Origin of the sequence: Rhodococcus sp. 06-1460-1B, from assembly GCF_002258475.1 — a bacterium.
GTDB classification, from domain to species: Bacteria; Actinomycetota; Actinomycetes; order Mycobacteriales; family Mycobacteriaceae; genus Rhodococcoides; species Rhodococcoides fascians.
Window position 1 is genome coordinate 35,560 of record NZ_NOYS01000039.1, and the last position, 10,216, is coordinate 45,775.

The window sequence follows — 10,216 nt, forward strand, 5'->3', positions numbered from 1 at the left end:
ACAGGTACGGCAGAAGCGACGTCCCACGATGGTGACACGTCGCTTCTGCCGTACAGGATCTGTCTTACAGAGCAGCCTTGTCGCGCGTCTTGCTGCGCGAACGCTCACGGGCGCGCTCGTTGGAATCGAGGTGCACCTTGCGGACGCGGACGACCTCGGGGGTCACCTCGACGCACTCGTCGCCTGCACAGAACTCCATGGCCATTTCCAGGTCCAGCTTCTTCGGCTTGGCCAGGGTCTCCATGACGTCGGCGGAGGACTGACGCATGTTGGTCAGCTTCTTCTCGCGAGTGACGTTGATGTCGAGGTCTTCCTGACGCGGGTTGATGCCCACGACCATGCCCTCGTACGTGTCTGCGCCCGGCTCGACGAAGAACGTGCCGCGGTCGGCCAGCTGGATCATCGCGAACGGGGTCACGGTGCCGTGACGGTCCGAGACGAGCGAGCCGGTGTGGCGGGCGCGGATCTCGCCGGCCCACGGCGCGTAACCGTGGAAGACAGCGTTGGCGATGCCGGTGCCGCGAGTGTCCGTGAGGAACTCGGTGCGGAAACCGATCAGGCCACGCGAGGGAACGATGAATTCCATGCGAACCCAGCCTGCGCCGTGGTTCGTCATCTGGACCATCTTGCCCTTGCGTGCGGCGAGCAACTGCGTCACTGCACCGAGGTATTCCTCCGGTGTGTCGACCATCAGCTCCTCGAAGGGCTCGTGCAGCTTGCCGTCGACCTGCTGGGTGACCACCTGGGGCTTGCCGACGGTGAGCTCGAAGCCTTCACGACGCATCTGCTCGACGAGGATGGCGAGCGCGAGCTCTCCACGACCCTGGACCTCCCAGGCATCGGGGCGACCGATGTCGAGGACCTTGAGCGAGACGTTACCGATGAGCTCCTGGTCGAGGCGGCTCTTGACCATGCGCGAGGTGAGCTTGTGGCCGCTGACGCGTCCGACGAGCGGGCTCGTGTTGGTACCGATGGTGACCGAGATGGCCGGCTGGTCGACGGTGATGCGAGGCAGAGCGACCGGGTTCTCCAGATCGGCGAGGGTGTCGCCGATCATGATGTCCGGGAAGCCCGCGACGGCGACGATGTCTCCTGCGACACCCTTCTCGCCGGGAACGCGCTCGACGCCGATGGTATTGAGCAGCTCGGTGATCTTGGCCTTCTGGACGACGGGCTCGCCGTCGACCTCACGCATCCAGCTGACGGTCTGGCCCTTGGAGAGCTGGCCGTTGTGGATACGAACCAGGGCGAGGCGGCCGAGGAAGGCCGACGCGTCGAGGTTGGTGACGTGTGCCTGCAGCGGCGCGTCGACGTTACCCTTGGGCGCGGGGACGTAGCTGAGCAGAACCTCGAACAGCTCGTCGAGGTTCTCGGCGTCGGGAGCGTGTCCGTTCTGGGGCTGGACCTTCGAGGCCTTGCCCTCACGGCCAGAGGCGTAGAGAACGGGGAGGTCGAGGGCGAGCTCGGCTGCCTCGGACGCTTCGTCGTCGAGATCGGACGCGAGGTCGAGCAGCAGATCGTGGCTCTCCGAGACGACCTCTTCGATACGCGCGTCGGGACGGTCGGTCTTGTTGACGACCAGGATCACCGGCAACGACGCGGCGAGCGCCTTGCGCAGCACGAAACGGGTCTGCGGCAACGGGCCCTCGGAAGCGTCGACGAGGAGCACGACGCCGTCGACCATGGACAGGCCGCGCTCGACCTCTCCACCGAAGTCGGCGTGGCCGGGGGTGTCGATCACGTTGATGACGGTGATGGTGCCGTCGGCATTGCGCTTGTGAACGGCCGTGTTCTTGGCCAGGATCGTGATGCCTTTTTCTTTTTCGAGGTCACCCGAGTCCATGACGCGGTCGATCGCTTCGGCACGTTCCTCGAACGCGCCGGACTGCCGAAGCATGGCGTCGACCAGGGTGGTCTTGCCATGGTCGACGTGTGCAACGATGGCGACGTTGCGAAAAGTAGTGGTGCTGTCGATGTTGTCTGCACTGCTTGGGGCGCTCACGCGAAAAATTCTCCTGGAGTCGAATGCGGGCTCTTGTTCGCTAGCGGGCTTATGTCGCTAGAGAAGCGCGCTGCACCGCGAGGTTCTCGCGACTGGTCGAGTTTACCCGTAGTCCGGCAGTGCCCCGCGCCACCCTCAGGTCTGTGACCTGCGCCACCCATTAGTCTTGGTGCCCATGGGCAAGATAAAGGCCGCAGATGTCTCGGGGATGAAGCCCAAGAAAAAATGCTGCCGCAAGAAAGTTCGTTGCATCAAATGCCCCGTCGTGATCATGCGAATGAAGAAGTTGGAATCCGCGGGCGCGACCAAGAAAGACCTCAAGAAAGGTCTGAAGACCGCTCGGGCGAAGTGAGCAGAATTTCCTGTAGGTCCGGCAGCCAGAGTCGGTCCGCATCGACCAGATCCACCGTCGGCAGCGTCGCGGCATCGACCCACCGTAGAGCCGAATGCTCCAGCGGCGCAGGGGTTCCCGAGACGATCGAGGCTCGGTAGGCCCGCAACACCATGCCACCGGAAAGCTCGACGTCTCCACTGAGCGCGGCACCGATCGAACACTCGACCCCCAGTTCCTCGCGCAGTTCGCGCGCCAGTGCGGCGTCCTCCGACTCCCCCGGCTCGACCTTGCCGCCGGGTAGCTCCCACCGACCGGCCAACTCCGGCGGTCGAGTTCGTTGCGCGAGCAGCAGACGACCGTCGTCGATCAACGCGGCCGCGACAACCACAGCGGTAGGGGTACCGGACATGCCACCATCTTTCTATGACCGAATTGCTGACCGACCGCGACATCGAGGACGCACAGCTCACCCACTGGACTGTGACGGAGAAAACTCTGACCCGCACCGTCGAGCTGACGTCGTTTCCCGCCGCGATCGAGGTGGTGAACCGCGTGGCCGACGCCGCGGAGGAGGCGGACCATCACCCCGACATCGACATCCGATGGCGAACGCTGACGTTCACGCTGTCCACGCACAGCGCCGGCGGTCTCACGCAGAAGGACGTGGATCTGGCGCGTCGGATCGATGCACTGATCGCGAATTGACGCGTCCCGCATAGGCGACCCAGCCGAGGAACAGAGCAGATCCGATCACGTCGACGGCACCGGCCCAGGCCTCGAGGCCGGGACGGGGAATGGTCCAGATCGATTCCTGGAAGAAGCTCAGCAACCAGGGCACCCCCACCGTGACCGTCACCAGCCAGTAGCCGGCAACGATCTTGGCTCCGGCGATATCGCGCAACGGCCCGTGCAGCAGCCAGATCACCATCGGAATCACCCAGATCCAGTGGTGCGACCACGAAATCGGCGACACCAACAGGCCCAGGAGTTGGACGATGACCAGGGTTCCCAGGTGGTCGCGGCGATCGAGTGCTCGCCATGCCAGCACAGCGAGGCCCACGGCGATCACTGCGGCGGCGATCCACAGCGGTCCCTGGCCGACGTCCTCGCCCACGATCCGGCTCAGAGCTCCACGCAGAGACTGATTCCAGACCGAGCCGACGGGTCCGATGCGGTCGGCATCGCCGAGCAACGTGGTGAAGTACGTGGCCGCCTGACGCCCCAGCACCGCGTAGCTGACCGCGACACTGAGCGCGAATGCCACCGCCGAGAATGCTGCAGCTTTCCACCGCCGAGTGGCGAGGAAGTACAGGCCCGTGATGGCCGGGGTCAGCTTGATGCCCGCGGCGAACCCCACGAGTCCGCCCGCCACCCACCAGCGCGAGCTGCGTACCGCGAGTAGCGCCAGCAGTACCAGGAACACATTGACCTGGCCGTAGTCGAGGGTGGTGCGCACGGGCTCGGACCACAGCCCCAGCGCGGTCCACAACATGGCGATTCTCACCCAGCGGTTCTCGGCGGCCCGGTCGTCGCCGAGAACCATCGACAGGGCCAGCCGGACCACTGCGAACAGCGCGATCATCGTCGCGGCCTGCCAGACGATGCCGACCACCGTGAACGGCAGATAGTGCAGCGGGAAGAACACGAGGGCGGCGAACGGTGGGTACGTGAACGGCAGTGGGAAGTCCGGGGTCTGCACCGAGTACGTGTAGTCGTACAGGTTGTCGCCGAGCAGTGCAGCGGAGCCTTCGACGTACACGTGCAGGTCGACGAGGTTCATACCGTTGGGGGTGACGAACGCCCACACGAATCGGCTGATCACCGAAACTGCCAGCAGAACGGGGGCCAGCCGAACAAGTCGGTTCACGGTGCGTGTGGTTCCGTTCGGTATCGATGCCGTTTATCGACAGCCGAGCTTATAGGGCGATCGATACCCACCCTAACCGTGCCGATCCCCTCGTAACATTTACATCACCTTTCACACTGGTCACTCGTGCAACACGCTATTGTTCGATTCTGCGGAGAATTCGCAGCGCGTGGCCCATAGAATCCTCGATAGAGTTCAGCCGGGGAGGACTGGACCTACTACGGCTGTACATCCGGGATCGCTCTACATAGAGTGACCCCTCGGGCACCGGCTGTCGCCGTGGACCTGCGTCATGATCAGAATGGGGAATATCACCGTGCTTCGTACTCGCGGAACGCGTCGCGTCGTCACAGCTCTGGCTGTGGCCGCAGCCGCCGCACTCGTTGTGCCGACCAGCGCATCCGCTCAGCCTCTGGTGCCCATGGCTCCGGCAGATCTGCCGGCTGCTCCGGCCGATCCCGCAGCGCTGATCGCCCAGTTCCTGCCCGCTCCCGGTGAACCCCTGCCCAACCTCTCCGACATCGAGGCACTCGCGTCCTTCGCGCCTGCCATCGTCGGTGCAGCTGCAGGGCCGGCCGATGTGGGTGCCGCTCCCGCAGCAGATCTCCTCGGCCAGGCTCGCGCCCTTCTCGAAACCGCGCAGCTTCCGGACCAGGTCAAGTCGCTGCTGGAATCGGTCATCACCTTCCTGGACGGATCCGGCGGCGGTGGGCCCGAGCTGCCCGCCGACGGCCCCGTCATCGCACAGTTCCTGTACCCGACCCTGGGCAAGGGCTGCATCTCCGACACCGCAGATTCCGTCGGAACCGCCTTGGCCGTTCCCGGACCGGCCACGTTGCCGCCCCCCGGACCGGCTGCAGGCCAGGCCGGTTTCGTCTTCACCGCCCTCGGCACCGCGCCTCTCGCCGCGCAGCAGTCCGCTCCGCTCACCGTGACGTGGCTCAACATCGACAACCGCCGATCGGGAACCCAGGACCTGACCGGCGCAGCCAAGATCAACGCCGACGGCCCCGCGACGTTGTCGGCCATCGCCGACACCGGCCCCGGTCGCGTGCTGTCCGTGGTGTCCGGATCGATCACCACTCAGTCCAAGGAAGACGCCGCCGCGCCGCCGCGCAGCTGCAACTTCCTGCCGACGATCGGCACGGTCTACGTTCCGTAGCTCACGAGACCACAGCAATTCGCCCCCGGCTTCCTCGAAGCCGGGGGCGAATTGTTTTCGTGCTTATCGGCCGGAGAAAAGACCACCGAATTACACGGATGGTATTCAGACGATGTCGGCACCGGATTTCGACCACTGGCCGTAATCGGACTTCATGACATTGTTGATATCCACTTTCACTCCACCCACCGTGTCCTTGTCGATACGAATCTGGTGAATGTGCGCTTCGGGATGTACGAACCCCTTCGGGGTCCCCCAATTGTGCTGCCAATACCACTGGCCCAGTCCTGCGACGGACGCCAATTCGATGGTCGGAGAATTCGCGTAGATACCGGTGTTCTCCGCTCCGATCACCGACTGCCAGCCCAGGATGTACGGCGCGATGAGGGTGGCGAACTCGACGGCTGTCGGGTTGTCGTCGATCGATGCGTAGATCGGCCGATCGGACGGGCCACCGGCCGCCAGATGGAGCTCGAGTCCACGTTTCGCATGCTTGACGCCCGCAACGTACCCGCCTCGCCAATCCGCGGTGGCACCCTTACCGAACTGGTAGTTGGAGACCACCTCCAGGCCGGCCTCGGTGAGGGACTGCGCCTCCGACGCGGTCATCGGCTTGCCGACCATCCAGGTCGCGTCGGGACGCCGATCCGAGACGTAGCGGACAGCTCCCAGATGGCCTGCGCTCTTGATGGCCGACGCCGACGGCACCCCTCCCGCGTAGTCGACGAGCGTTCCCAGCCCCGCGTCTGCATGAGCGGTGGCCGAACCCCACGCGGCCAGACCGACGGCGGCTGCGGAGCCGGCCGCGGCGTACTTGAACAGTTCACGTCGCGAAACCTGCACAAAATCTCCCATGCCGTTCGATTGCAACGGCGCGCCTACGTCACGAAACGCGCCGTCACTGCTATTTTCCGATGTTTTGTCGTATCCCATCACAAACACATGTGCACCGCCAGCCCCACTGCTCACACCCCACCCGCGTGGCTCGTCGTTCACACATGCAACTCGAGCACCGCGCCCGCAGTCATGAATAGGGTGGGGAGGACGAAGCACGAACGACAGCGTGAAGGAGTGGTTGGACATGGGCGTAACACTCGCCAAGGGCGGAAATGTCTCGCTGACGAAGGAAGCACCGAACTTGACCGCGGTCACCGTCGGTCTGGGCTGGGACGTTCGCTCCACCACCGGCGGGGACTTCGACCTCGACGCGAGCGCGATCGGCCTCGGTACCGACAAGAAGGCGCTCAACGACAACTACTTCGTCTTCTACAACAACCTGCGCTCCCCCGACGGCGCGATCGAGCACACCGGAGACAACCGCACCGGCGAGGGCGAAGGCGACGACGAGAGCATCGATGTGGACCTTGCAGCGCTGACACCCGAGGTGGATTCCATTGCATTCCCGGTGTCGATTCACAACGCGGACGCGCTGGGGCAAAACTTCGGTCAGGTCGTCAACGCCTTCATTCGTGTGGTCGACAAGTCCGACGGCCGCGAACTCGCGCGCTTCGATCTGAGCGAGGACGCGTCGACCGAGACTGCGATGGTCTTCGGCGAGTTGTACCGCCGCGGTGCCGAATGGAAGTTTCGCGCAATCGGTCAGGGCTACGCGTCCGGCCTGGAGGGCATCGTGCGCGATTTCGGCATCGACGTAGGCTGACGCAGGGTGCGCGAGTCCGTCTCGATTGCACAACGGTCTACAGCTGAGCTTGTGACGCCAAGATGATGTGTGGTGATATCAGCGCACACGCAACATCAGCCACATAAGTCACAGGAGTCACACATGTCTCGTCGCCTCAGCCGTCTGGCGGGCGCGCTCGCGCTCTCCTGCGCGGCATTGCTCGCCGTTCCTGCCACTGCGGCAGCGGACCCGGCTCCCGCCGATCCGCTCGCCCGGGCTATCGCCGCATTGCAGGGGCAGGACGGTGCTTCGCTCGCCGCAGCGACTGCCATCGCCGACTCGCGCACCCCGGTCGCCGAGAACACCTCCGCAGACCCCTTCGCGGCCCTCGACGCGGCCAACAAGGCTCTCACCGACTTCGGCATCACGCCGTTCTTCTACCCGACCGCTGCGATCAACTGCGCCGCCACACCGGGCGCGCCACTCGGAATCGTGCCGGGCGTCGCCGGTGGTGCCGGCGGACCGTGGCCCCGGCTGACCGTGCCGCCGATCGCCACTCTGCCCGGCCTGCCCTCGATCCCTGTTCCCGAACTCAACGCGGTGAACAAGGGCGAGACGATGTTCGCATTCGTTCCGGCCGGCATCGTCAACGACTCGGCCGACAAGTCCGGCATGCAGGTGGCGTGGTTCAACGTCAACACCCTGCAGGGCGGCTTCGCCGACTTCGGCGGCCTGGTCACCACCATGGCCCAGTCGATCCTCGACAACTCCGGAATTCCGGCGGAGTTCAAGGACTTGGCCCGGCCCCTCGTGGTCAACGCACTCAATGCGTTGCCCGCTGCCGGTGCGCGCGCTGTCCCCGTGCAGACCGGATCGGGAACCGTTCTGGCCGCGGTGTTCGGCACCGTGAACCACAAGGCAGTCGACGGCTCGGACAAGAGTTGCTTCTTCTTCCCGACGGTCGGCCTGGTGAACGTCGCCTGATTCAGGTCCAATCGAACGATCGAAAAGCCGTGTAGCTCTGCGCTGCACGGCTTTTCGCTGCATCAGGAACGATCGATGCGGCCGAGCCGACCGAGAACCGCCTGCATCTCGGTGCGCCGCGCGCGTGCGGCCCAGGGACGCAAGCGGTTCCGCCCGCGCATCTGCATGACCGCTCCGGTCACGAGATCTCCGTTGGGCGCGAACCGGACCCGCACCATCTCGTCGAGAGATCGCCCGAAAACGGAGCCGGGGAAACCTCGACGGAACCCGTACGGAAACAGCGGAGCATCGGGTTCGTTGTACTTACCACCGACGAAAACCGGTCCTGCAGTGCGGAAGTCGCGACTCTGTGCAATGAAGCCGTGGAATGCGCGGCCGACCTCACGCCCGTAATACGAAATTCCGACGCGCCCCGATCCGGTGGCGGTGATCGCACCGAACCGCGCCCCTCGCACTCCCGGAGCGGACACCACGACGGGTCTCGACCAGCTGTTCGCGCCGTCGGAAGACCACGAAGCGTGCAGCAATCCGTCCCGGTCCGGCCACAGGGCGTACAGGGTGCCGTCGCAGTCGACAGCGACCGACTCCGGCAGTAGGTATCGGGAAGCGAGCAGCAGAAGGTGCAACGGGTTGTGATATTTGGCGAGCGCCGATCCGGGGACTATGCGGACATCCCAGGTCAAACCCTCGTCGCGGCTGACCGCGACCGCGAAACGACGGCCGTATCGGCCGCCGATGTAGACCGTGCCGTCCGGGCCGACGACACCGGTGCCGAATGCGACGTAGTCCGTACCGGGAAGTCCCGGAATGTTTTTCGGGTCGATGTCGAACCCGCCGGCTACCTCCCATTTGGTCCCGCCGTCGTACGAACGCCAGATCACCTGGCGGGTGGCGTTGATCAGAGGTCGCACGCGGAGGGCGAACGGTGTGGGAGCGGACAGGTACGTCACGCGAGCAGATGACGGAGACGACGCGTCCGGTGCGGACACCCGAGGTCCGGCGAATACCTTGGCACCTGTCCTGGCCTTGGATGCCACTCTCCGGAAGCGCCACGTTCGGCCTCGGTCGTCGCTGATTCCGAGGTCGAAGCCCGATCGAAACATGCGCGTCGGTGTCGAGTCGACGCGACCGGCGGTGAGAAACAGCCGGTCGTCGGCATCGTCGAAGTACATGTGCGCTCGGCGGCCGGTGTTCACCGTGCCGTCCGGCACCGATGCTCGCCAGGATTGTCCGAAATCGGAGGACTGCAGAACTCCGACGCCGTCGACGGTGTATGCCGGGGCGAGAAATACGGTGTTGTCCGCGGCTGTTCCGAGGGTGCACGCGGACGACCCGTATTCGGTGTAGGAGATATCGGTGGCGTAGTCGGCCGATGCTGCCGCGTTGGTCGAAAAGCGAAGCCCTGCTCGATATCCCGACGCGACCCGCGGTGTCACGACACCCGCCCGCGGCGGCGCGGGCGTCGTGATATCGGGGCGCGGTGGTGCATTGGATCAGGCTAGCGTCGATTCACGCCGAAAACGCCGAGGCCGATGCAGAAGTCCTGGGCCGAACGTCGTGACAGCTCACAGAACGAAACCGGTCTGTTTCGAGACCGTCGATCGCCGATGCACGCCTTAAGCTTCTGGTGTGCCCTGTGCGTTCGCCGAACCTCTGTTGTCGGGCTCTGCGCGCCTTCATCCGGTCGATGCGCAGGCGTACTGGATGGCGTCGAAGGTCCCCAGTGACCAGTTTCTGCTGTATTGCTTCGCGGGAGCGCGCGAACCACTGGAGTCCACGGTGCGACGGCTGCGCATTCGCAGCGCGGGTATCGAGGTGCTCGGTCTTCGAATTACAGAGGTTCCGTTCGGTCTCGAGCGTCCGCACTGGACTGCGATGGACCCCGGCACGGACACGATCAGCGTTCACCCCGAACCCCGGACGTGGCAGGAGTGTCTCGACGCCGTCGCGTCGTCGTTCGAGCGTCAGGTCGACCCGCGACACACGGTCTGGCATCTGCACCTGTATCCGAACGTATCGGGTGCTCCTGCGTGTGACGGGCCGAGTCTTGTTGCTGTTCTGCAACTGTCGCACGCAGCCGCGGACGGAACACTGGCCGCCCGAACTGCTCGCGAGCTGTTCGGTACACAACCCGTGCCCTCTCGGCCGATAGTGCCCCATGGGGTGGTGTAATTCGGATCGGTGAACCATCCGGTTCATGATCAACGAGTTGTGTTGTATGTTAGGCGCTTTCGAGCTGAGGTGTC

At 64.7% G+C, this 10,216-nt stretch carries 10 protein-coding genes; 5 read left to right on the forward strand and 5 right to left on the reverse strand.

Going from position 1 to position 10,216, the window contains the following annotated elements; all coding sequences use genetic code 11:
- Positions 1–64 precede the first annotated feature (64 nt).
- Positions 65–2,002, reverse strand: coding sequence for a translational GTPase TypA (gene typA, locus CH268_RS22785; protein ID WP_032365354.1), 1,938 nt, complete (start codon positions 2,000–2,002; stop codon positions 65–67).
- 317 nt (positions 2,003–2,319) lie between these two features.
- Complete coding sequence (locus CH268_RS22795; RefSeq protein ID WP_032381364.1) at positions 2,320–2,745, reverse strand: (deoxy)nucleoside triphosphate pyrophosphohydrolase; 426 nt, start codon at positions 2,743–2,745, stop codon at positions 2,320–2,322.
- A 14-nt stretch (positions 2,746–2,759) separates the two neighbouring features.
- Between CH268_RS22795 and CH268_RS22800 the strand changes: the two genes are divergently transcribed.
- Positions 2,760–3,041, forward strand: coding sequence for a 4a-hydroxytetrahydrobiopterin dehydratase (locus CH268_RS22800; RefSeq protein ID WP_094665985.1), 282 nt, complete (start codon positions 2,760–2,762; stop codon positions 3,039–3,041).
- On the opposite strand, the gene CH268_RS22805 is transcribed toward CH268_RS22800, so the two are convergent.
- Positions 2,986–4,203, reverse strand: a complete 1,218-nt coding sequence (locus CH268_RS22805) for a mannosyltransferase (RefSeq protein WP_094665986.1) — start codon at positions 4,201–4,203, stop codon at positions 2,986–2,988. The two genes, CH268_RS22800 and CH268_RS22805, sit on opposite strands and share 56 nt — an antisense overlap.
- A 301-nt stretch (positions 4,204–4,504) precedes the next feature.
- Between CH268_RS22805 and CH268_RS22810 the strand changes: the two genes are divergently transcribed.
- Entirely contained in the window at positions 4,505–5,365 is an 861-nt protein-coding gene (locus CH268_RS22810; protein ID WP_048317156.1) for an Rv1157c family protein, read from the forward strand.
- A gap of 105 nt (positions 5,366–5,470) precedes the next feature.
- On the opposite strand, the gene CH268_RS22815 is transcribed toward CH268_RS22810, so the two are convergent.
- Positions 5,471–6,220 carry a DUF1906 domain-containing protein gene (locus CH268_RS22815; RefSeq protein WP_094665987.1) on the reverse strand — a complete coding sequence of 250 codons (750 nt, stop codon included), beginning with the start codon at positions 6,218–6,220 and terminating at the stop codon, positions 5,471–5,473.
- 226 nt (positions 6,221–6,446) lie between these two features.
- Here CH268_RS22815 and CH268_RS22820 point away from each other — a divergent pair, with 226 nt between their 5' ends.
- Both CH268_RS22820 and CH268_RS22825 read left to right on the forward strand, forming a co-directional pair.
- Positions 6,447–7,025 (forward strand): TerD family protein, encoded by a 579-nt coding sequence (locus CH268_RS22820; protein ID WP_032365486.1) that lies wholly within the window; start codon positions 6,447–6,449, stop codon positions 7,023–7,025.
- A gap of 123 nt (positions 7,026–7,148) precedes the next feature.
- Complete coding sequence (locus CH268_RS22825; protein ID WP_094665988.1) at positions 7,149–7,970, forward strand: hypothetical protein; 822 nt, start codon at positions 7,149–7,151, stop codon at positions 7,968–7,970.
- Positions 7,971–8,032: 62 nt separating this feature from the next.
- On the opposite strand, the gene CH268_RS22830 is transcribed toward CH268_RS22825, so the two are convergent.
- Positions 8,033–9,406, reverse strand: coding sequence for a sialidase family protein (locus tag CH268_RS22830; RefSeq protein WP_052067154.1), 1,374 nt, complete (start codon positions 9,404–9,406; stop codon positions 8,033–8,035).
- Positions 9,407–9,599: 193 nt separating this feature from the next.
- On the opposite strand from CH268_RS22830, the gene CH268_RS22835 reads away from it, so the two are divergent.
- Positions 9,600–10,142: a hypothetical protein gene (locus CH268_RS22835; RefSeq protein ID WP_094665989.1), complete on the forward strand. Its 543-nt coding sequence runs from the start codon at positions 9,600–9,602 to the stop codon at positions 10,140–10,142.
- The last annotated feature ends 74 nt before the right edge of the window (positions 10,143–10,216 follow it).

Coding starts and splice junctions, on each gene's coding strand:
- CH268_RS22795 (WP_032381364.1), bottom strand. CDS start 2,745: ATGTCCGGTACCCCTACCGCTGTGGTTGTCGCGGCCGCGTTGATCGAC.
- CH268_RS22800 (WP_094665985.1), top strand. CDS start 2,760: ATGACCGAATTGCTGACCGACCGCGACATCGAGGACGCACAGCTCACC.
- CH268_RS22810 (WP_048317156.1), top strand. CDS start 4,505: ATGGGGAATATCACCGTGCTTCGTACTCGCGGAACGCGTCGCGTCGTC.
- CH268_RS22815 (WP_094665987.1), bottom strand. CDS start 6,220: ATGGGAGATTTTGTGCAGGTTTCGCGACGTGAACTGTTCAAGTACGCC.
- CH268_RS22820 (WP_032365486.1), top strand. CDS start 6,447: ATGGGCGTAACACTCGCCAAGGGCGGAAATGTCTCGCTGACGAAGGAA.
- CH268_RS22825 (WP_094665988.1), top strand. CDS start 7,149: ATGTCTCGTCGCCTCAGCCGTCTGGCGGGCGCGCTCGCGCTCTCCTGC.